Here is a 21,497-nt window from a genome sequence, read left to right on the forward strand (position 1 = left end):
CTTAAAACCAGCGCGGTAGATTCAAAACCGCCACAATAAACTGTTTCAGTCTATTGTTATGTAAAGAATATTACTCTACTTTTTCTAACTTCGCAAAGCTTAAAAGCAACCTTTTAATTCCAATATCGGGAAAAGCCACCGCAACTTCACTGTCGTTATTGACCGCTTTGGCGCTAATAACGGTGCCCTGCCCGAATTGGGCGTGTTTTACCTTATCGCCGGCTTTTAAAGCGGGTAAATCCCCGCGAGGTGCGGGTATCGGTTCGGGAATAATCGGCCTTCTGTCCCATGAATAGGCTTCGTTTCTTCCCGGCCTTTCCTGAGAGGATTGAGATTGCCCAAACCCGTTACCGCCGTTTTTAACCAAACTCGGAGGGATATCCTTTAGAAAACGCGAGGGACTGTTTACGGTACTGGCACCCATTAAATTACGCCTGAAAGCCCGCACAAGATAGATTTTTCTTTTGGCGCGCGTAATACCGACATAGCATAAACGCCGTTCCTCTTCCATTTGCGCCGGGTCATCAAACGAACGAATATGAGGTAAAATCCCCTCTTCCATCCCGACAATAAAAACAACCGGATATTCCAAGCCTTTAGCCTGATGCAATGTAATTAATGTTACCGCATCAATAACATCATCCAAGCCGTCAACATCCGATACCAGCGTAACCCCCTCAAGGAAAACTGCCAGCGCCTCTTCAGGGTCGTAATCGGCGTATTGCTTGGCAACCGAACGCAATTCCAAAACGTTATCCCATCTGTCTTCTTCATCGGTTAAATTCTTGATATAGGCTTTATAGCCGGTCTTTTCGACAAGCTTATCAAAAAGTTCGTCCAATTTTAATTGGCGGCTTAAATCTTCCAACTCGGAAATCGTATTATAAAACTCTGTAAGCAAACGCGCACTGCGGGCGTTAAACGGGGTATCGCTGTAATCCTGAGATGTCGCCAGCATTTTTAGGGCCTGATACTGGGAAATATGCAGCGAAGAAGCCCACTCGGTAAGCAAAGCAACAGTACGCTCGCCGATACCGCGCTGCGGAACGTTAATCACCCTTAATAAGCTAACACTGTCACGCGGATTATAAATCAGCTTAAGGTAAGCGATTATATCTTTGATTTCACGCCTTTCGTAGAAACGTGTTCCCGCTACCAGCTTATAGGGCGTGCCGTAACGGATAAAGGCTTCTTCCAGAATACGTGATTGAACATTGGTGCGATACATTACGGCACAATCCGAGAGCTTGGCTTCTTTATTCCTAAGCAGTTTCTCCACCTCGCGAACAACAAAAAGCGCTTCCTCCTGTTGTGTAAAGGTTTCAACGACTTCAATTTTGCAGCCCGGTTCATTATCCGTCCAAAGTTCGGTTTTCTTGCGTTGGCTGTTTGCCGAAATTACGGATGTAGCCGTGGCGAGGATATTCTTGGTTGAACGATAGTTTTGTTGCAGCATCACCACTTGGGCATCCGGAAAATCTTTTTCGAAATCAAGAATATTCCGAACATCGGCGGAACGCCACGAATAAATTGATTGATCGGGATCACCGACAACGCATATGTTGCGATACCCGCCGGCAATGAGTTTAACCAATTGATATTGAACCTGGTTGGTATCCTGGAACTCATCTACCATTATATGCAAATAGCGGCTGCGGTATTTTTCTAAAATATCAGGGTGTTTTTTAAACAGTTGCACCGTTTTCATTAAAAGGTCGTCAAAATCGAGGGCATTGCTTTTTTCTAACATTTGTTGGTATTTTTCATAGACCCTGGCAACAACCTCTTCAAAGTAACTGCCGCTGCGTTGGCCGTAGGCATTGGGGGTTAACATTTTGCTTTTCGCATTGCTTATATGCGAAAGGACAGCAGAAGCCGAAAATTGCTTCGGATCAATATTTAATGCTTCAAAGCATTTTTTGATTAGTCTGGTTTGGTCATCGGTATCATAAATTACAAAACTTTTTTCAACACCGATTGCCGCCCCTTCCTGTCGCAATATACGCACACAAATTGAATGGAAAGTGCCGATTGTAAGGTCTTTTACCGATGCGCTAACGAGCGTATTAAGACGGTTAATCATCTCTTTGGCGGCTTTATTGGTAAAGGTAACCGCCATAATACGGTGCGGGCTTACCCCGCAAACGCGAATTAAATAGGCAATGCGATGCGTTATAACGCGTGTCTTGCCGCTTCCGGGGCCGGCAATAATAAGCACAGGCCCATTAATGGCTTCGACGGCTTTTTTTTGTTCGGGGTTTAATGCGGAAAGTATATCCATAAGTTCGTTTATTATAACATGTGAGGGCAGCTAAGGTCATTTTAAGAATAAACGAAATTGACAAGCAAATAAAAAGATTATATTATATGCTTATATGCGCATATATGATTATACCGATGGGAGGCGATAATGCAAGATTTTATTAAAGCAACCAAGGCTCTGTCGGATGAAACCCGTCTTAGGATTATGAATATACTTTCGGTTAGGGAGTGCTGTGTCTGCGAGGTTATGCAAGCCCTGCAAATATCACAAACCAGAGCTTCCCGTAATTTATCAATATTATATGAAGCGGGATTTTTGACCCAAAGAAAAGAAGGGCTTTGGACGTATTATGCCATTGATACCGGATCGCCGACCAAAGAAAGAACCCTTTTTCGAGATGATATAGTTCAGGCGATTTCTCATATCTTTCAAGATAACCAAATAGGTGCAGAAGATACTAGGCGGCTAAAAAAATCGCAAAAACTATCCGCTATCTCTAATTCTGATTCAAAGAACAAATAAATGAACACTTTTATTAACTTACTGCAGGCCGGATGGGGCGGATTATTAGAGTATCTTTCAGCGCATGTTATAACCTGTCTTATTCCCGCGCTTTTTATAGCCGGAGCAATTGCAACCTTTGTTTCACAATCTGCAGTACTCAAATACTTCGGGCCCAAAGCCAATAAACCGGCATCTTACGGGGTTGCCTCTGTTTCGGGGGCGATATTGGCCGTATGCTCATGTACCGTGTTGCCCTTATTTGCCGGCATTTTTAAAAGGGGGGCGGGGCTGGGTCCGGCGATTGCTTTTCTTTTCTCGGGGCCGGCAATCAACATACTTGCAATCGTATATTCCGCAAAACTGCTCGGCTGGGATATCGGTATCGCCCGAATTATAGCCGCCATTGTATTTTCGGTTGTAATCGGTTTAATTATGGAGCTTATATTTCAAAAGAAAAACCCGAACGGAAATGATAATCTTTTCCCGAAGCCGGAATCGGAACCGACAGGTAAAACTATATGGCAGCAGATTATTTTTATAGGCGTGTTGGTAGGTATTTTAATTTTTGCCGCTTCAAAGAATTGGATTGTAACGGGTATCTTTTTTGTCGGGCTTGCAATAATTTTACGGCAATGGTTTAAACGAGATGAAATAATACAATGGCTAAACGAAACCCTGCACTTTACCAAACTAATTATCCCTTGGCTGTTAATAGGTGTTTTTCTGGCAGGAATTCTTACCTACATAATCCCGCAAACGTTGGTTACCGCCTACGTAGGCGGTAATACAATTATCGGTAACTTTATCGCTTCGGTTTTCGGAGCGTTGATGTACTTCGCCACCTTAACCGAGGTTCCGATTGTTAAAGCATTTTTAGACCTTGGAATGGGCAAAGGACCGGCGCTCGCGTTACTGCTTGCTGGGCCGTCTTTATCACTGCCTTCGATAATAACCTTAAGCCGTATTATGGGATTAAAGAAAACATTAACTTATGTTCTTTTGGTAATAATAATGGCCACTCTAACAGGTTACCTCTTCGGGTTTATTGCAAAATAATAAAAGGAGAAAAGGATGCAAATTAAAATATTAGGTACGGGATGTCCAAAATGTCGCCAATTGGAAGAAAGAACCCGCAAGGTTCTCCAAGAGATGGAAATTGAATCCGAGATAGATTCTGTAAAAGATATCAAAAAGATTATGGATTATCCGATTTTAACCACCCCGGGTTTGGTTATTAATGAGGTTGTTGTTAGTTCAGGGAAAGTGCCAAGCGAAAAAGAAATTACAGGCTTTATCAACACCGCCTTAAAAAAATAACAAGCCCCCTACCGAGATAACAGATTCTTATGTTCGCTATAAACTCCAGGCTCAAAGTTTTTCTGATTATGAGATCGCATGAGTCGCAATTATAAGGCCGGCAAGATATAATTCAACAGTAATACAGGGATATAAAATGTTCTTACCGACAACAAGAGATGAATTAAACAGCTTAAAATGGGACCGGCCGGATATAATTCTGGTAACCGGAGACAGCTATATCGACAGCCCGTTTATTGGTGTTGCCGTAATCGGCAAGGTTTTAACGGCAGCCGGATACCGAGTTGCTATAATTGCCCAACCGGATTTAAATTCCGCAAAAGATATCGCCCGCATGGGAGAACCGCGCTTATTTTGGGGAGTTTCGGGTGGCTGTATCGATTCGATGGTTGCCAACCACACTTCCTTAAAAAAGAAGCGCAAAAGCGACGATTATACCCCCGGCGGAATCAATAACAGGCGCCCCAACCGCGCCGTAATTGTTTATACCAACCTTATCAAGCAGTATTTTAAAAGCAGCAAACCGATATTGCTTGGCGGTATCGAGGCCAGCTTGCGCCGAATAGCCCATTATGACTTTTGGTCGGACAGCGTACGTTCGTCTGTGTTATTTGATGCCAAAGCAGACTATTTACTTTACGGAATGGCCGAAAAATCGACCTTGGAATTTGCCGAAGCCTTAAAAAGCGGGAGGGACGTTTCAAATATCAGGGGTTTATGTTATATCGCCAATAAAAAAGAGGAAATCCCATCGGAATTTATTGAACTGCCTGCTTACGACGTTGTAAAAAGCGATAAAAAGGCATTTACGGAAATGTTTCAGACCTTTTATCAAAATAACGACCCTTTAAATGCTTCGGGAATGTTTCAAAAGCACGGAACGCGCTACCTTGTTCACAACCCGCCCGCTATGGCTCTGTCGCAAAAGGAACTGGACGATATCTACGCACTCGATTTTGAAAGGGCGCAACACCCCCACTACGAAAAACAAGGCAAAGTAAAAGCGCTCGAAACAATCGCCTTTTCAATTGCCACACACCGCGGTTGTTACGGGGAGTGTAATTTTTGTGCCATCGGCGTGCATGAAGGAAGAACTGTTCAATGGCGAAGCCAAAAATCAATCTTATCGGAAGCCGAAAAAATCGTTGCCCTACCGGATTTTAAAGGCTATATTATTGATGTCGGCGGCCCGACCGCCAATATGTACGGCTATGAATGCGCTAAAAAATTAAAAACGGGAAGTTGCAAAGATAAACGCTGCCTTTATCCCGAAATTTGCCCGGTACTAAAGGTGAATCACGACCCACAAATAAAACTGCTTCAAAAATTGCGGCTTATTAAGGGGGTTAAAAAGGTATTTGTAGCTTCGGGTGTCCGCTACGATTTACTTTTAAACGATAATAAGTACGGTGTAAGTTATCTTGAAGAACTTGTAAAACATCATATTTCAGGGCAAATGAAAATCGCCCCGGAACATACCGAGAACCGCGTTTTACAAATAATGGGAAAACCGCAAAAGAAACTGCTTTTACAATTTAAAGAATTGTTTGAAAAGATTAACCGGAAATTCAAAAAAGAACAGTTTTTAACGTACTATTTAATTGCCGCTCATCCGGGGTGCACGTTAGGCGATATGGAAAAGTTAAAACATTTTACCTCGCAGACGCTTAAAACAAACCCCGAACAGGTTCAGATATTCCTGCCGGCGCCCTCAACCTATTCTGCACTAATGTATTACACCGAAACCGATCCGTTTAGCACTAAAAAATTATTTGTTGAAAAAGACCCCCACCGCAAAGAAACACAAAAAGAAGCGGTTGTAAAAAAAGCCTATCAAAAAGCGCCCGCCGGAAGGGCAAAACTGCCCAAATAGCAGCCGTGATTTATAATTGACATGCTACCGCGCTTTCACGTAACATTATTGGAATGTTAGCCAAAGTCTACAGCTGCGCACTGGTAGGATTAGAGGGAACAATCGTCGAAGTTGAAGTCGATGTTTCTCCGGGGTTACCGCTTTTTGCTATCGTTGGACTGCCGGATGCCGCTGTCTCGGAAGCCAGAGAGCGCGTACGCTCGGCAGTTCGCAATTCAGGATTTATCTTCCCCTTAAAGCATCTTTGTGCCAATTTAGCCCCGGCTGACTTAAAAAAGGCCGGCCCCGCTTATGACTTGCCGATTGCTATCGGTATTATTTTAAGCACGGACCAACTCTTTTTTGATGTTTCAGACACCCTTTTTCTGGGAGAATTATCACTTGATGGGAGCCTGCGGCACACCAACGGAATATTATCCATGGTGGCACTGGCACATAAAAACGGATTTAAAAACATTGTTGTTCCGGAGGTTGATGCCAAAGAGGCGGCGCTGGTAGACGGTGCCAATATTATGCCGTTTGCTTCTTTATCCCAAATTGCAAACTACATGATGGGTAAAATCCCCGCCCCTAAATTGGATTGCAGCAAAACAACGGTAACCGAACAGGTAGCAAACAACGCTTCATTTATCGATTTTGCCCATATAAAAGGGCAAGAACACGTTAAAAGAGCCTTGGAAGTTGCTGCAGCCGGAGGACACAATATTGTAATGTTCGGTCCCCCCGGAAGCGGTAAAACGTTGTTGGCACGTTCTTTACCGGGGATATTGCCGCCGATGACAAACGAAGAGTCACTTGAAGTTACACGTATTTACAGCGCAAGCGGGCTGCTGCCGCAAGATACCCCTTTAATTTGTAACCGCCCGTTCCGCTCACCGCACCACACAATTTCCGATGCCGGTTTGGTGGGGGGTGGGCATATACCCAAACCGGGCGAAATCAGCCTCAGCCATAGGGGGGTTTTGTTTTTAGATGAACTGCCGGAATTCGGACAGGCAATTCTTGAGGTATTAAGGCAGCCTTTGGAAGATAAACTTGTTACCATTAGCCGTGCGCGCGGGAGTATGACATTCCCCGCTAACTTTATGTTGGTAGGAGCAATGAACCCCTGCCCTTGCGGTTACTACGGAGACCCGTATCACCCTTGTACCTGCAACCCGGGGTTGATATCGCGTTATCAAAAACGAATCAGCGGCCCGTTTCTGGATAGGATTGATATTTTTATCGAGGTCCCGCATATTGATTACGAAAAACTTTCAGATGATAGGTTGGGTGAAAAATCGCATAAAGTGCAAGAACGGGTTTCCGAAGCCAGGCTAATTCAACGCTGGCGTTTTGAGGGTTCGACACTGGCAGCCAACAGTGAGATGACCCCGTTAGAAGTGCGTGATTTCTGCAAAACAAGCGATGCGGCGCAAAGCCTTTTAAAAACCGCTATGAAGCAAATGAGCCTTTCGGCACGCGCTTTCCATCGCATACTAAAACTTGCCAGAACCATAGCGGATCTTGAAAAAAGTGATATAATAGAGGTTAATCATATTGCTGAGGCAATCCAATACAGGCCAAGGCGTAGTGTATAAAATAGGAAGTGCGCTTTAATGGCAAAAGAAAAAGAGGGATTTGTGCACTGGTTGCTTAGAAATCTAAGGAAAAACTTCCTTGCCGGTTTCTTGGTTGTTATTCCGCTTGTAGTCGTAATTTTTATAGTCACCTGGCTGTTTATTAAAATCGATGATGTTCTTCAACCGATAATAACCAATATTGTCACCCATTTCAATCCTGATTATCATGCAATTACGGGGCTTGGTTTTGTTGCCGCAATCCTTATAATTTACATAGTAGGGATTATTACCAGTAATTACATAGGGAAAAAAGTAGTTAATTTTTCCGAAAACCTGATTAACCGACTCCCTATTTTTAAGCAATTATACAACAGCGCCAAACAAGTCGTGGAAGGACTTTTAGGCGCCGGAATGAACAAAGCTGCTTTTAGAGAGGTTGTTTTTGTGGAATTCCCCAGAAAAGGAATGTTTGCCCCCGCCTTTGTAACCAATGAAATTAAGTCGGCATCGGGGGAAAAACTTTACGGGGTTTATATTCCAACGGCTCCGGTGCCCACATCGGGATATTTTGAAATTGTTGCTGAAAGTGAGATTATTCACACCGATTTAAAAATTGACGATTGCATTAAAATGGTGGTCTCCGGGGGGATGATTATTCCCGAATCGGTGCTTACCGGCAAAACTCCGATAAAGGCACCCGATCAAATTGCCAAAATGTTAGAGAATAGCTCAAAGCCAGAAGATAATCCCCATAGCGAGTAAAACCAGCCCGATTACAACCGCGGTGTAACCGCCTACTTTAAACCCCCAGGCTTGTATATTGTCGGGCCTGTGTTCGATATATCTGCGCACATCGGCCTTATTTGATAACTCATCACAATAATCTTTTTCTTCTTTTCTGCCGATACTAAAAATAACAATACCGATAAGCAGAAAAACAGCGCCGATGATTATCAAGGGACCATATTCACTAGTAAGCATCTTCGGATCCTCCCGTTAAACTCTGCCTGTGCTGGAATTATACAATCTTTAAGAAGGTGTTTCAAGATACAAAAAGACAAACGACCGCCGAATGACGTGCATCGCGGCGGTCGTTTCAAATGTAACTGTTATAAATTTATTCGAATGATATATTAGGTAAGTTCGACAGTTGCGCCAACTTCTTCAAGTTTAGCTTTAGCGGAAGCAGCCTCTTCCTTGCTGACAGCTTCTTTAACTGCCTTCGGTGCGCCTTCAACCAAATCTTTCGATTCTTTAAGACCCAACTGGGTAAGTTCACGAACAACTCTGATGACATTAATCTTATTGGCGCCGACATCTTTGAGGATTACGTTAAATTCGGTCTTTTCTTCTTCGGCTTTGGCACTACCGGTATCGGCAGAGACTGCAACGGCAGCCATCATCGGAGCGGCGGCGCTTACGCCAAATTCTTCTTCCAAGGCCTTGACCAGTTTTGATAATTCAAGAACGGTCATTTCTTTTACGATATCGATTACTTGCTGAGTTTTATCTTCCATTTAATTTTACCTTCCTTTTACCAGACTTTATATTTTAATATTTATTTTCCTTCTAATTTATCCGCTCTGGCCTGTAAAACAGTGACTAATCCTCTCATCGGAGCGGCACATACATTAACAAAACCGGATATCGGGCCCTGCATGGCACCAAGTACCTGAGCAAGCAAAATATCCTTCGGCGGTATTTTAGCCAACGATTTTACATCTTCATCGGTCAGTAATTGGTCTCCGATAAAACCGCCTTTGATTTTGAGTGAAGTTTCGTAAGCATCGACAAATTGAACCAAAATCTTTGCCGGTTCCACTTCATCGTTATAACCGAAAGCCATCGCCAGCGGTCCGGTAAGGCTTTCTTTTAAGAAACCTTTGTTTGAGTTATCCGCGGCAAATCTGGCCAGGGTATTTTTAACCACCATATAGTCAATCCCGGCATCGCCCAATTTACGTCTAAGTAGAGTAAGATCGGCGTTTTTCATTCCCAGATATTCGGTCATTATGCCGACTTTACATCTGGTCATTGCATCTTGAACCTCTTCTACTATTTGCTCTTTTTCTGCTCTTTTCACCCTTATCACCTCCTATTCGTCAAAATAAAAAAATCCTTGCACCCACGAGGCAAGGACTTAATAAAAACAGAAAGTTCTATCATGCCCTCAATCCTCGGCAGGTATATTTAAGCCTTACGGCACCCGCTGTCTCAGGATGAGACCGGCGTAATAAATATAATATTGTTAATTTATTTTAAGCGGCCGCAGTCATAGCGGCTTTAAGATCCAGTTTTATACTGGGACCCATGGTTGATGCAATATAAGCACTCTTAATATACTGACCCTTGGCGCCAACCGGTTTGGCTCTTACAATCGCATCAATAACTGCCATCATATTTTCGTTCAATTTTTCGGCATCAAAACTCATCTTCCCCAACGGAAGGTGAATAATCGCATTACGATCCAGTTTAAATTCAACGCGCCCTTTACGAGCATCTTCGATTACCCTGGGCAGGTCTTCGGCAACAACAACGGTACCGGCTTTAGGATTGGGCATTAACCCTTTTCTTCCTAAAATTTTACCGAGTTTACCGACTTTACCCATCATTTCCGGCGTTGCGATAGCCGCATCAAAATCAAGCCATCCGCCTTCGATTTGTTTAATAACATCATCGTTACCGACATAATCGGCTCCGGCATTGGTTGCTATTTTTTCCGCTTCACCCTGAGCAAAAACCAGAATACGTATTTTTTTACCGAGACCGTGCGGCAACAGGGCAACCCCTCTCACTTGCTGTGTTGCGTTTCTGGGATCAAGACCCATCTTTAAATGCAACTCAAGCGTTTCGTCAAACTTAGCGGTAACAGTTTTTTTCGCCAGCTCGACTGCCTCTTCCGGTAAATACTCTTTGTCTTTTTCAACCAGAGCTGCTACTTCGTTATATTTTTTCCCTCGTTCTGCCATCTTATTCTATACCAATCCCCATACTTCTTGCGGTGCCCAAAACAATTTTTTCGGCACCATCGATATCAATCGAGTTTAAATCTTTTGCTTTAATTTCAGCAATTTCTCTTAGTTTTTCTTTCGACAACTTCAACGTCGCAACATGCCCCGTATTACCGGCACCTTTAGGAACCCCCAATGCTTTTTTAAGCAAATCAGAGGTCGGGGGTGTCTTGGTAATAAACTTAAAGGTTCTGTCGACATATACGGTTATCTCTACAGGAATAATCGAACCGACATATTTGGCGGTTCGCTCGTTGTATTCCTTGCAAAAACCCATAATATTAACGCCATGCTGACCCAGCGCAGGACCAACCGGGGGCGCAGGATTAGCTTGCCCGGCCGCAATTTGCAACTTTACTATCGCTTTAATCTTTTTTGCCACTTATAAATTTCCTCCGGGACTTTCAAAAACCCTTTTTAAAGCTTTTCTACTTGCAGAAAATCCAACTTAACCGGGGTTTCTCGTCCAAATAAAGAAAGTAATACCGTTACTTTCCCTTTTTCAATATCTATTTCATCTACGGTTCCGATAAAATCAATAAACGGACCGTCAATCACACGGACACTTTGTCCTTGTTTAAAGCCTACTTTTACGCGAGGCAATTCAGCCTTCATCTGCTTCAAAATTTGCTTTATTTCGCTGTCCTGTAGCGGGACCGGCTTATTTCCGCCGCTAACAAAACCGATTACACCCGGGGTATGCCTTACAATATTCCAACTGAGGTCGTTCATTTGCATTTGAACCAAGATATAACCGGGCAATATTTTACGCGTTATAGTGCGCTTTTGTCCGTTTTTTACTTCTATCTCATCCTCGGTCGGAATAATCACGTCAAAAATATCATGACCAATATCCATCGTTCCAACACGCTGATCAAGATTTTTCTTTACACGTTCTTCATAACCCGAATAAGTGTGAACCGCATACCATTTTCCTTGGTCTGCAGCCACTTGCTCGTTTTCTTGGGTTGAACTATTAATTTCTAACTCTTGCATAACACTACCAATAACTAACCGCCGGCAAATATTTTTCCAATAAGAAAGCTGAACACATGGTCTATGCCGCCGAGCACCAGTCCAACAATAACGGAAACAAGCAAAACCAAACCGGTGAGGTAAATGGCTTCCCTTCTGGAAAGCCATGTTACCTTCTTCAGTTCGGATATAATATTACCGAAAAAATTACCTTTTTGCCCTTTTTTACTGATGGGCTGCGTTGTCTGAGCCATAAGTTTACCCCCTTTAAAGAAGGATTACTTTACCTCCCTGTGGAGCAAACTGGTACGACAACGAGGGCAATACTTTTTCAGCTCCAACCTCTGCGGGTCGTTTCTTTTATTCTTTTCGGTCGTATACGTTCTCTCTTTGCACTCAGTACATGCAAGATGGATCACATTACGAGCATCAGTCTTTTTCTTAGCCATACTATTTTATTCTTATTCTATAACGTTAGTAACAGTTCCGGCACCGACTGTTCTGCCGCCCTCTCTGATTGCAAAACTTAAACCTTTTTCAAGGGCTACCGGATAAATCAATTTAATCTTCATTTTGGTATTATCACCGGGCATCACCATCTCCACACCCGGCTCTAATTCAATAGAACCGGTAATATCGGTGGTTCTGATATAGAACTGCGGCTTGTAACCGTTAAAGAACGGGGTATGTCTGCCGCCTTCTTCTTTAGAAAGTACATAAACCTCGGCTTCGGCATAGGTGTGCGGTTTGATACTTCCGGGGGCGGCCAATACCTGTCCGCGCTCGATATCTTCACGCTCAACGCCTCTTAAAAGAACACCAACGGCGTCACCGGGCTCACTGATATCCAGGAATTTATGGAACATTTCAAGGCTGGTTGCAATAACCTTCTTAGGATCACGATTTAAGCCAACGATTTCAACTTCATCACCGGGTCTTACAACGCCTCTTTCAACCCTACCGGTAGCAACAGTACCGCGCCCTTTAATACTAAAGACGTCTTCAATCGACATCAGGAAAGGCTTATCGGTAGCTCTTTCGGGAATAGGAATGTACTCGTCAACAGTCGCCATCAACTTAAGAATGGCTCCGCACCACTGACATTCGGGTTTTCCGCAACCGCACTCCAATGCTCTAAGGGCACTTACGTGAGTAATAGGAGCTTCATCGCCGTCGTAGTGGTTTTTGGTAAGAAGTTCTCTGACTTCCATTTCAACAAGTTCCAAAAGTTCGGGGTCTTGCATAACATCAACTTTGTTAAGGGCAACCACCATGCGAGGAACCGCAACCTGGTGAGCAAGCAAAACGTGCTCTCTGGTTTGAGGCATAGGACCATCGGGGGCACTGACTACCAAAATCGCCCCGTCCATCTGAGCGGCACCGGTAATCATGTTCTTGACGAAGTCAGCATGACCCGGGCAGTCCACATGTGCATAGTGTCTGTTTTCGGTTTCATATTCAATATGAGAAATAGCAATGGTAACACCACGTGCTCTTTCTTCCGGAGCGTTATCGATGCTATCAAATGCACGATACTCGGTTTTACTCCACGGCTGTTTGGATAAAATATAGGTAATAGCTGCCGTCAGAGTGGTCTTGCCATGGTCAACGTGACCAATGGTGCCAATGTTACAATGTGGTTTTGTTCTATCAAACTTTTGTTTTCCCATTTTTCCCCCTTTGATTTAAGCCCACAATCAGAATCGAACTGATGACCCCGTTCTTACCAAGAACGTGCTCTGCCTGCTGAGCTATGTGGGCATCTCCTTTCCTTATCTAATTATGTTTGTATTTTATTATAGTATTATATCTATTTTGTTGACAGAATGTCCAGTATAAAGTTTGGGATGGTGGAGAGGGCAGGGTTCGAACCTGCGTAGCTCTTCCGAGCGGCAGATTTACAGTCTGCTCCGATTAACCACTCCGGCACCTCTCCTTGTTAATAACACATAAGCACAAAAAAATAGTAGGAACAGCCCGAGAGGGGACTCGAACCCACTAACCTACCGATTACAAGTCGGTTGCGCTACCATTGCGCTACTCGGGCACTATTCTGACAGAAATGAGATAAAATGTCAACAGGACGCTATTATAGGGAAACGATTGCAACTAGTCAAGTTAAACGCTCTGTTTATCAGGCTGATAAACACCGAAACTTGTTCAGAAACGGGCAGAGAACCGTCGCGTAATTTTACGACTACGACATAAAAAGCCCCAAAACCCTGTAAGCAACCCCGCCAATCAGTATTGCGAGCGTAATTTCTCCCAAAACCATTAAAGTCGTTGCTTTGACGCCTGTTTCCTTTAAAAGCACCGCAATAGTCGAAATGCAGGGGATATAAATCAGGATAACTATTGTAAATACAACCATTTGTAACGGTGACATTATAGATGTAATAGCCGCCCCGCCGGCAAAAGAAAACAGCAGCGCCAGGTTAGCTTCTTTACGAAGAATACCGAAGATAAGCAATACCCCGGTAAAGGCCGGTAACCCCAACCAGCTTACCGTTACGGGCGCCAATATGTTGGTAAGGTACTCCAACCAATTATAAACGTTCATGGTTTCAATAACAACACTGCCGATAACAATCAAAGGCACGCCGATTACCAAGAATTCCCTGAATCTAAACCATGCTTGCCGCCATACATTTTTGAGCCGCGGCCAACGATATTCGGGGATTTCCATAATTATACCCGGAGCGGTGCTGGGCATAATCCTGCCCAATATCAACCCAACAACATAAATTAAAAGGAATTGGAAAAATAACAGCCCGACTGCCCATTGCCAGCCGATAAAAGCCCCAACCAACCCGAGTACGATTGAAGTCCTTGCCGCACAAGGCACCATGGTAGTTAAAAACGTGGCAATCAAGCGGTCTCTTTTATTGTTCATCACCCTGCAAGCCATACAGGCCGGCACATTGCACCCAAGCGCCATAATCAGCGGAATACTGGACATACCATGTAAACCGATTGTATGACACGGGCGATCCATTAAAAACGCAATTCTGGGCAGATAACCGCTTTCCCCCAGCCAACTAAGAATCAAAAAGAAGGGAAGGATAAAACCTATTGCCACAATCAGGGCGGCATAAAAACCGATTACGCCACCATTCCAGAAAATATCCATCGCAGGGCCGGTAATTACCGGTTTAATACTTTCAAAGAACCCTTCAACCAAATCCGAAAACCATTCCCCGAAAAAGGAAACGAATATTAGGATTACCGATAGCGTCAGAAAAAACATAAAATAGCCGAAAATAGGATGTAATGCAATTGAATCCATCAAATCGGAGAATTTTTTGGCGGGCGGTTTTGAGGCGGTTACTTTTGTTGCAATCGATGCCGCAAGCGCAAAACGCTCAGCTGAAATTATAGTTGTAATATCCTCGCCGTGCATCGCAACCAGCTCTCCGGCCAGTTCTTGAGCCTTTGCGGTAATATCTGACAGATTTTTATTGTCAGCCGTTATTGATGAATAATTCCCTTCCAAAAATTGGATTGCTTGCCATTTGGGAACATCTTCGGACAGCCCTTCACCCAATAAAGCAATAGTTTGGGAGATCCTTTGCTCAACCTCTTTACCGTACTCTAATTTTCCGTTATTTTGTTGGGGAGGATTTTTTACTAAATCCAGTGCCGCATCCACAAGCTCGTGAACGCCGATACCTTTTACGGCAATCGCCTCTATAACAGGTATGCCCAACAATTCTTGCAACAGCTTTGCATCAACATGAATCCCTTTCTTCCTGGCTTCGTCTCCGTAATTAAGAACGGTAACAACAGGTAGTCCCATCTCTCTTAACTGAAGGGTAAAGAAAAGGTTCCTTTCAAGCGATGTCGCATCGACAACATTAATTATTACATCAGGCCGTTGCGTTAATATGTATTCCTGAGTAATTTGTTCTTCGGTTGAATAAGTGGCAAACGAATAAATGCCGGGGAGATCTACTATATCTATTTGCAACCCATGATGAGATAAAGTTCCTCTTTTAATATCAACGGTTTTACCGCCCCAGTTTCCGGTTTCCTGAACCAAACCCGTTAACTGGTTAAAAATAGTGCTTTTTCCGACATTAACATTGCCCGCCAGCGCCAATGTTAATTTTTTAGCATCGCTATCACCCTCGGACGCGGCACCTTTCCATGTTAAAGATTTAGCAGAGTTTTTCATTTAATCTCCCTCTCATCATTCGGCTGTTAGCCATCCAATTTTTCAACAAAAATATTGCCGGCAATTCGATGGCCTAAAGCCAATTTGGTGCCTCTTACGCTTATTTCCAGCGGCCCTTTAAGGGGTGCGATTCTTGTAACGCAAATTTCGGTTCCGGGGGTTAAGCCCATATCACAAAGACGTCTTAACATTTCCCCTCCGCCACGCACGAATGCAACAGTTGCCCTACCGTGATTTTTTAATTCCAACAGCGACACAACACCCTTTTTACGCCTTCGCAATTCATCAATATCGGTGCTGTCCCATTCCTTGCACTCCTGACAAGTGGAAAAATCAAAATCACAGGGCGGAATCGTTTTTCCGTCATCCGGACAGGTGTCGGGATATTTCAACGTTAAACACAAAGCCCTCTCGACTTCATCCGAAAGGGTGTGTTCCATCGCGCATGCTTCTTCGTGAACTTTATCTTTACCTATTTTTAACGTGTCGTGCAGAAACCTCTCCAACAAACGATGCTTACGCGCCATTTTTTTACCGAAAGCTTCTCCCTTTTCGGTAAGCGTAACACCGCGATAAGGAGAATAGGATATATAACCTTCCTCCGCCAGTTTTTTAAACATTTCGGTAACGCTGGCCGGCGAAATATTCAACCGCTTTGAGACATCAGAGGTGGAAGCCGACTTACCGCTGCGAGTCAGGTTATAGATAGCTTTGAGGTATTCCTCGACACTGCTATTCATGATTTTCCCCCATAATTTAGGAATGCCTAAATAATAACATGGAGCAATTTCTATGTCAAGAATACTTTAATTATGTAATTATCGATTTAAGGCAAAATAAACCGAGCCACGGGGGTTATCCCCGTGGCTCAAGTCTGTCTGTAAAATTATGTAGATAATTCTGTTATGCGGAATTCTTACTCGCCGCTTCGCATGTAGCGGACATCGAAGAATTTTCGTCGGTGATATCAATTTTATTTGTTTCTTTAAGTAAAACCAAACCGACAACGAAACAAATTGCGGCGATTATCATCGGATACCAGATACCGGCAAAGTTATTACCTGTTGCCGTTAACCACGCCAAACCGATCATGGGAACCAAACCGCCGAAAACACCGTTTCCGATATGATACGGGAACGACATTGAAGTATAGCGAATCTTCGTCGGGAAAAGTTCAACAAGGAAAGCCGCAATCGGGCCGTAAACCATGGTCACGTAAAGAACCTGGATAAATACCAACGCCGACAGCGCTACCATATTATAACCCTGGTACGAGAAAAGGAAATACTGCCCGGGGTCAACGGGAGCAAAAGCAGCCATAGCCCCATAAATAGGATAGTAAGTTAAAACGGCAAGCAGCATACCTCCAAGCATTATTTTCTTTCGGCCAATTTTATCGGAAAGCCATCCGAAGAAAACAAAGAAAGGAGCGCCCAGAACAAGGGCTACACCAACTATAATGTTTGATTCGACTAAAGGTACCTTAAAAATCTGCTGTAAATAGAACAGAGAATAGAATTGCCCGGTGTACCAAACAACACCCTGCCCCATTGTAGCGCCGAATAGCGCAATCAAAACCCATTTTAAGTTGTACGGATTGGTGAAACTTTCTTTAAGCGGATTTTTGGAAATTGTTTTAGAAACTTTCATCTGCTGGTAAAGCGGAGATTCGCGCAAAGATCTTCTAATCCAAACCGAAAGTATTACCAATAAGATTGAAACCATAAAAGGAATACGCCAACCCCATTCGTTAAAATCGGCTTCACCCAAACCCAATCTTACAACCAGGATTACGCCAAGCGATAAAAAGAGACCCAGTGTCGCGGTAGTCTGAATCCAGCTGGTATAAAAACCGCGTCTTCCTTGCGGCGCATGTTCGGCAACAAATGTCGCTGCCCCGCCGTATTGCCCGCCGAGGGCCAACCCCTGAAGTATCCTAAGAACAATTAACAAGATACCCGCCCAGACACCGATTACGGCCTTTGTGGGCAGCAAACCGATAATGAAAGTAGCGGAGCCCATAATTGCAATTGTTAAAACGTATGTAAATTTACGCCCAAACAAGTCACCTATACGGCCAAAAAAGAGGGCTCCGAAAGGGCGCACCATAAACCCGATTGCAAAAGTACCCAGCCAGGCGATAACATCACCTACGGGCGTGCCGGTAGTGTAGAATTTGCTTGCCAGCGTTGTCGCCAACGAACCGAAGATATAAAAATCATACCATTCGATGACAGTACCCGCAGACGAAGCAAAAATAACTTTTCGAATGCTTTGCACTCCATTTTTTGCTGATTCTGCCAGAGAATTCATCTTCTTCCTCTCGATTTAAGATTTTTAAAATTGAGCAAAGGTAATACTAATCATATGAGCGGATCAGCATTACGGGAATTTTGGAATGGTGTACCACTTTCTCGGCAACACTACCGATTACCCAATACGCTGGGCCGGTACGTCCATGGGTTGACATGGCAATAATATCCGCCCCGATTTCCGTAGCGGTTCTTAAAATAGCATTTGCCGGAGAACCGCCTTTAATAAGAGCAGACACTTTAAGACCTTCGGATTTCAACCGCTCTTCGACCTCTGAAATGTATTTCCTGCCACGAGCCTCTTCTTCTGCAATAGTTTGTGCGGCAATTGATGGGGCCGAAAAAGCAAATTCAAAAGCGGGATTTGCCACGACATTGATCAGAATAAGTTCGGCTCCTTCGGAATATGCCAGTGCTTTGGCATGCGGTAGAACCCCTTCGGCTACTTTAGAGCCATCAAGCGGAACCAAAATTTTCTTGTACATCAAGTTTCCTCCTTTAATACCAACTTATCTAAAGCCTTACGGCGCAGATAGAAAACATAGGCCCAGAGGACTCGGTGGATAGCCCATCACATCTTGTACTATTTTTTATGTACGGTATTATACATACTTTGATGACACAATGCAATATTCTTTAATTTTTAAAATCTAAGAATTTGAAAATATTTTTTTGACAATCGTAAGATTAAAAGACTAAACTCAAATATTAGGCTTGTTAAGCCGCACTAAAGAGGATTTTAATGTCAAAAGGAAAGATTAGCATCGGGAAATTATCGGGGATTTCAATCAATATAGATTTCTCGTGGTTTTTTATATTTCTGTTAATAACGTGGTCTCTGGCAGGCTCGTATTTCCCTTCTGTATTCCCAGATTGGGAATTAAAGCAATCGATTTTAGCCGGGGTTATAACCAGTCTTTTATTTTTTGCTTCCGTGTTGGCGCACGAGCTGGGGCATAGTATCACCGCCCAAAAACTTGGTATTCCGGTGAAATCAATAACATTATTTATTTTCGGCGGGCTGGCACATATTTCGCGAGAGCCCGAAAGTTCGGGTGTCGAATTTAAAATTGCAATCGCCGGGCCGCTTACCAGCCTCGCATTGGGAATAATTTTTTGGCTGGTCTATTTCTTTTTACCCTCTCCGCGCTTTGACGGGATTGCCGAAATTTCTTTCTGGTTGGGGCTAACAAACTTAATGCTGGCGGCATTTAACTTGCTCCCCGGTTTCCCATTGGATGGCGGGAGGGTGCTTCGGGCAATTATATGGAAGATTGGCAAAAACCAGCAAAAAGCAACCAAATTGGTTGCAAATATCGGTAAAGTCATTGCCTATTTAATGATTGCAACCGGGGCAGTCCTCTTTTTCAGCGGTTTTACAATAAACGGACTGTGGCTGGCTTTTATCGGTTGGTTTTTAAGCAGTGCCGCCTCCGGCAGTTCAAAACAAGTATCCGTCCATCAAAAATTACAAAATCATACGGTTGCGGATTTAATGAATACCAATTATATCGAGGTACCGGCCAATATCAGTATTGAAGATATGTATAATACTTACATCAAAAACAACCGCAAAAGTTACCTTGTATTAACCTCCGGAGATGAAACTTTGGGGCTGGTGAATATGCATCGGCTTCGCGGTTTGGATAAGAAATATTGGGCTTATACCCTGGCGATTGAGGTTTTAACACCGCTTTCACACGTAAGACAACTTATGCCGCAAACAGGATTATTGGAAGCGTTAAGCTTGTTCCAAGAAGAACGCGCAGACCAATTGCCTGTCGTATCAAACGGAGAAATAATCGGCTTGGTGGATTACGAGGATTTAGCCGGATTTATTAACAGGAAAGCTTAACGTAATTTATTGCCATTCAATTGACAATCATCATATCGGTTAGCCGATTGGGAGGCCATCCGTAAAGTCTTTCTTATTCAATGGGATTAGGACGTTTTAGGGGTTAAAGACATGCCCGACCCGCTTCGGATGCCCAGTTTGGCATTTGAGTGCGTATGAGACCGTCTACATATCTATAATAGATTAGTTACTGAATCCGAGTCTTGCAACAAGAAACAAATCCAAAAGTATCAAAGGTTAGCCTTTAATTACCTAAGTAATACTTTAAAACACTCTCAAAAGCTCGTGTTTTTGGACTTGAATGAATAGCAATACCCACCATGTATATTCGCCGATGATTCTAAGGTACACACAGAATCTTTGAAATACAAGCAATCAATACAATTGCTTTCTATAAACTTTTGCATACGGCTAACCGGAGATTTTTTGTTATCCATTAAGGCAAAAATGAGGATACTTATAGGAGTAATTATACCCATTAACATATAGGCTTTAGAATACCCTTTCAATTCTGCCCAGAGATAAAAACCGTAAATGGAAAGGGATAATCCGACAATCCAAAGTAAGTAAAGTAAGAGTGGGGGTTCAATTCCAACAGATATTGAGAAATTGGTCACGATGACAGAAAATGACCAAATCAACCAACCAAAAAGTACCGATAATGTCCTTTTAACGGTAGTCTTCATGCCTCATAGTTTGTAATACTGCCATTTATTTTGGCTGGGGATAGAGGATTCGAACCTCTCCACGCGGATCCAGAGTCCGCTGTCCTACCACTAGACTAATCCCCAGTACGCCAAAAATTATATCACGGAGAGGATTTGAAGGCAACGTTTGAATTTCCCTCTGGGGGTATAGGTAAATTTTTTGTAATTTTTAATTTTGGCAACAATTCCCTCTCAATTTATGTTATATTATTCTTGGGAGATATGAAATTGAACATTCCGAAAGCCAGTAATAAATGTATCGCCGTTAAATTCAAAAACGAAGCCCTTTTCAAACTGGCGATAACGCACAGTTCTTATGTCAACGAGTATCCGGCGGTTGCACCCGAATCCAACGAAAGGTTGGAATTTTTGGGAGATGCAATATTGGATGTGGTTATTGCCGAAGAGTTATATGCCAAGTATCCCCAATATACCGAGGGAGAGCTCTCCGCACTTAGAGCGGCATTGGTCTGCACCTCGACACTCGCAGAAATTGCCCAAAAATTAGAACTTGGGGATTGCCTTTTACTCGGCAAAGGGGAAGAAACCAGCGGCGGACGGCATAAAGAAGCTAACCTTGCCGGCTCGTTTGAAGCAGTTGTTGCGGCGATCTATCTGGACCAAGGGTGGGAAGTAACGCGCGGTTTCCTTTTGAAGCTTTTTGAGACGGAAATCGAAGCCCGCAGTAAAACCGATAATTGTGCTGATTACAAATCTCGCTTGCAGCATATTTTTCAATCGCGCACCGGCAAAAACAAAGAAACCCCCGCATATTACATAGTTGATGAAAGCGGCCCCGACCACGATCGGATTTTTACGGCGGAAGTAAGAGCCGGTAACACCCTGCTTGGGCGAGGAACCGGAAAAAGCAAAAAGACGGCCGAAACGGAAGCCGCTCGCATCGCACTCAAAAAGCTAAAATAACTTTACAGCTAAAATTTGAT

General features: G+C 43.4%; 22 protein-coding genes, 4 tRNA genes and 1 other annotated feature. Of the genes, 8 read left to right on the forward strand and 18 right to left on the reverse strand.

From position 1 onward, the window contains the following. Positions 1-70: 70 nt before the first annotated feature. Complete coding sequence (locus WC958_02265; protein MFA5629072.1) at positions 71-2,281, reverse strand: UvrD-helicase domain-containing protein; 2,211 nt, start codon at positions 2,279-2,281, stop codon at positions 71-73. Between the two features lie 129 nt (positions 2,282-2,410). Here WC958_02265 and WC958_02270 point away from each other — a divergent pair, with 129 nt between their 5' ends. From WC958_02270 to WC958_02295, 6 genes are all read left to right on the forward strand, one after another. Continuing rightward, positions 2,411-2,785: a metalloregulator ArsR/SmtB family transcription factor gene (locus WC958_02270; protein ID MFA5629073.1), complete on the forward strand. Its 375-nt coding sequence runs from the start codon at positions 2,411-2,413 to the stop codon at positions 2,783-2,785. Beyond that, positions 2,786-3,823, forward strand: coding sequence for a permease (locus WC958_02275; protein MFA5629074.1), 1,038 nt, complete (start codon positions 2,786-2,788; stop codon positions 3,821-3,823). A gap of 15 nt (positions 3,824-3,838) precedes the next feature. Then, positions 3,839-4,084 carry a thioredoxin family protein gene (locus WC958_02280; protein ID MFA5629075.1) on the forward strand — a complete coding sequence of 82 codons (246 nt, stop codon included), beginning with the start codon at positions 3,839-3,841 and terminating at the stop codon, positions 4,082-4,084. Positions 4,085-4,220: 136 nt separating this feature from the next. Beyond that, positions 4,221-5,957 carry a YgiQ family radical SAM protein gene (locus WC958_02285; protein MFA5629076.1) on the forward strand — a complete coding sequence of 579 codons (1,737 nt, stop codon included), beginning with the start codon at positions 4,221-4,223 and terminating at the stop codon, positions 5,955-5,957. Positions 5,958-6,010: 53 nt separating this feature from the next. Continuing rightward, positions 6,011-7,537: a YifB family Mg chelatase-like AAA ATPase gene (locus WC958_02290; GenBank protein MFA5629077.1), complete on the forward strand. Its 1,527-nt coding sequence runs from the start codon at positions 6,011-6,013 to the stop codon at positions 7,535-7,537. Between the two features lie 18 nt (positions 7,538-7,555). Continuing rightward, the gene (locus tag WC958_02295; GenBank protein ID MFA5629078.1) at positions 7,556-8,281 is read left to right on the forward strand and encodes a DUF502 domain-containing protein; all 726 of its coding nucleotides are present in this window, start codon (positions 7,556-7,558) and stop codon (positions 8,279-8,281) included. Here the strand turns inward: WC958_02295 and WC958_02300 are convergent. From WC958_02300 to WC958_02375, 16 genes are all read right to left on the reverse strand, one after another. Beyond that, positions 8,249-8,500, reverse strand: coding sequence for a hypothetical protein (locus tag WC958_02300; GenBank protein ID MFA5629079.1), 252 nt, complete (start codon positions 8,498-8,500; stop codon positions 8,249-8,251). The two genes, WC958_02295 and WC958_02300, sit on opposite strands and share 33 nt — an antisense overlap. A gap of 152 nt (positions 8,501-8,652) precedes the next feature. Further along, positions 8,653-9,036: a 50S ribosomal protein L7/L12 gene (gene rplL, locus WC958_02305; protein ID MFA5629080.1), complete on the reverse strand. Its 384-nt coding sequence runs from the start codon at positions 9,034-9,036 to the stop codon at positions 8,653-8,655. Between the two features lie 41 nt (positions 9,037-9,077). Beyond that, positions 9,078-9,602: a 50S ribosomal protein L10 gene (rplJ, locus tag WC958_02310; GenBank protein ID MFA5629081.1), complete on the reverse strand. Its 525-nt coding sequence runs from the start codon at positions 9,600-9,602 to the stop codon at positions 9,078-9,080. Positions 9,603-9,620: 18 nt separating this feature from the next. Then, positions 9,621-9,756, reverse strand: a sequence feature (ribosomal protein L10 leader region). 21 nt (positions 9,757-9,777) lie between these two features. Beyond that, positions 9,778-10,488, reverse strand: coding sequence for a 50S ribosomal protein L1 (gene rplA / locus WC958_02315; GenBank protein ID MFA5629082.1), 711 nt, complete (start codon positions 10,486-10,488; stop codon positions 9,778-9,780). A 1-nt stretch (position 10,489) separates the two neighbouring features. Continuing rightward, complete coding sequence (rplK, locus tag WC958_02320) at positions 10,490-10,912, reverse strand: 50S ribosomal protein L11 (protein ID MFA5629083.1); 423 nt, start codon at positions 10,910-10,912, stop codon at positions 10,490-10,492. Positions 10,913-10,947: 35 nt separating this feature from the next. Beyond that, positions 10,948-11,526 (reverse strand): transcription termination/antitermination protein NusG, encoded by a 579-nt coding sequence (gene nusG, locus WC958_02325; protein ID MFA5629084.1) that lies wholly within the window; start codon positions 11,524-11,526, stop codon positions 10,948-10,950. A 14-nt stretch (positions 11,527-11,540) separates the two neighbouring features. Continuing rightward, the gene (gene secE, locus WC958_02330) at positions 11,541-11,759 is read right to left on the reverse strand and encodes a preprotein translocase subunit SecE (protein ID MFA5629085.1); all 219 of its coding nucleotides are present in this window, start codon (positions 11,757-11,759) and stop codon (positions 11,541-11,543) included. A 24-nt stretch (positions 11,760-11,783) separates the two neighbouring features. After that, positions 11,784-11,954 carry a 50S ribosomal protein L33 gene (gene rpmG / locus WC958_02335; protein ID MFA5629086.1) on the reverse strand — a complete coding sequence of 57 codons (171 nt, stop codon included), beginning with the start codon at positions 11,952-11,954 and terminating at the stop codon, positions 11,784-11,786. A gap of 12 nt (positions 11,955-11,966) precedes the next feature. Next, entirely contained in the window at positions 11,967-13,175 is a 1,209-nt protein-coding gene (tuf, locus tag WC958_02340) for an elongation factor Tu (GenBank protein ID MFA5629087.1), read from the reverse strand. 18 nt (positions 13,176-13,193) lie between these two features. Then, a tRNA-Thr gene (locus WC958_02345) sits at positions 13,194-13,266 on the reverse strand. An 87-nt stretch (positions 13,267-13,353) separates the two neighbouring features. After that, positions 13,354-13,441 (reverse strand) — tRNA-Tyr (locus WC958_02350). 38 nt (positions 13,442-13,479) lie between these two features. Continuing rightward, positions 13,480-13,552 (reverse strand) — tRNA-Thr (locus WC958_02355). A 150-nt stretch (positions 13,553-13,702) separates the two neighbouring features. Then, positions 13,703-15,679: a ferrous iron transport protein B gene (feoB, locus tag WC958_02360; GenBank protein ID MFA5629088.1), complete on the reverse strand. Its 1,977-nt coding sequence runs from the start codon at positions 15,677-15,679 to the stop codon at positions 13,703-13,705. A 26-nt stretch (positions 15,680-15,705) separates the two neighbouring features. Next, the gene (locus WC958_02365; protein MFA5629089.1) at positions 15,706-16,419 is read right to left on the reverse strand and encodes a metal-dependent transcriptional regulator; all 714 of its coding nucleotides are present in this window, start codon (positions 16,417-16,419) and stop codon (positions 15,706-15,708) included. Between the two features lie 163 nt (positions 16,420-16,582). Next, positions 16,583-17,992, reverse strand: a complete 1,410-nt coding sequence (locus tag WC958_02370; GenBank protein ID MFA5629090.1) for an MFS transporter — start codon at positions 17,990-17,992, stop codon at positions 16,583-16,585. Positions 17,993-18,038: 46 nt separating this feature from the next. After that, positions 18,039-18,476 carry a universal stress protein gene (locus WC958_02375; GenBank protein ID MFA5629091.1) on the reverse strand — a complete coding sequence of 146 codons (438 nt, stop codon included), beginning with the start codon at positions 18,474-18,476 and terminating at the stop codon, positions 18,039-18,041. 257 nt (positions 18,477-18,733) lie between these two features. Between WC958_02375 and WC958_02380 the strand changes: the two genes are divergently transcribed. Continuing rightward, complete coding sequence (locus WC958_02380; protein MFA5629092.1) at positions 18,734-19,846, forward strand: site-2 protease family protein; 1,113 nt, start codon at positions 18,734-18,736, stop codon at positions 19,844-19,846. Between the two features lie 717 nt (positions 19,847-20,563). On the opposite strand, the gene WC958_02385 is transcribed toward WC958_02380, so the two are convergent. Beyond that, positions 20,564-20,637, reverse strand: a tRNA-Gln gene (locus tag WC958_02385). Positions 20,638-20,775: 138 nt separating this feature from the next. On the opposite strand from WC958_02385, the gene rnc reads away from it, so the two are divergent. Beyond that, positions 20,776-21,477, forward strand: coding sequence for a ribonuclease III (rnc, locus tag WC958_02390; protein MFA5629093.1), 702 nt, complete (start codon positions 20,776-20,778; stop codon positions 21,475-21,477). The last annotated feature ends 20 nt before the right edge of the window (positions 21,478-21,497 follow it).

Source organism: Dehalococcoidales bacterium, assembly GCA_041656115.1.
Taxonomy (GTDB): domain Bacteria; phylum Chloroflexota; class Dehalococcoidia; order Dehalococcoidales; family UBA5627; genus UBA5627.